This window comes from Sphingopyxis sp. KK2, from assembly GCF_001990265.1.
Lineage (GTDB): Bacteria > Pseudomonadota > Alphaproteobacteria > Sphingomonadales > Sphingomonadaceae > Sphingopyxis.
The window spans coordinates 1-321 of the sequence record NZ_LYVN01000314.1; the positions used below are offsets into that span (position 1 = coordinate 1).

The 321-nt window shown below is 69.2% G+C and carries 1 protein-coding gene; it reads left to right on the plus strand.

Going from position 1 to position 321, the window contains the following annotated elements; genetic code table 11:
- On the plus strand, positions 1-321 hold a 321-nt coding region (locus tag B1A78_RS21985), incomplete at both ends, for an Ig-like domain-containing protein (RefSeq protein WP_218668029.1).

Sequence of the window (321 nt, forward strand, 5' to 3'; positions counted from 1 at the left end):
GGAGCTGGTCGTCACGCAGACCGATGAAGCGGGCAACGAGTCCGATCCGACGCCCGCCATCGCGCCCGACCTCACCGCGCCCGACGCACCGACCGCAGACGTCGATGATGCCACCGGCACGATCGTCACCGGTACCGGCGAGCCTGGCGCGACGATCACCGTCTACGCCCCCGATGGCGAGACCGTCCTCGGCTCCGGCACGGTCCAGCCCGACGGCAGCTACAGCGTCACCATTCCGGCGCAAACCAACGGCGAAGAACTCGTGGTCACCCAGACCGACGAAGCCGGCAACGAGTCCGACCCGACACCCACTATCGCGCC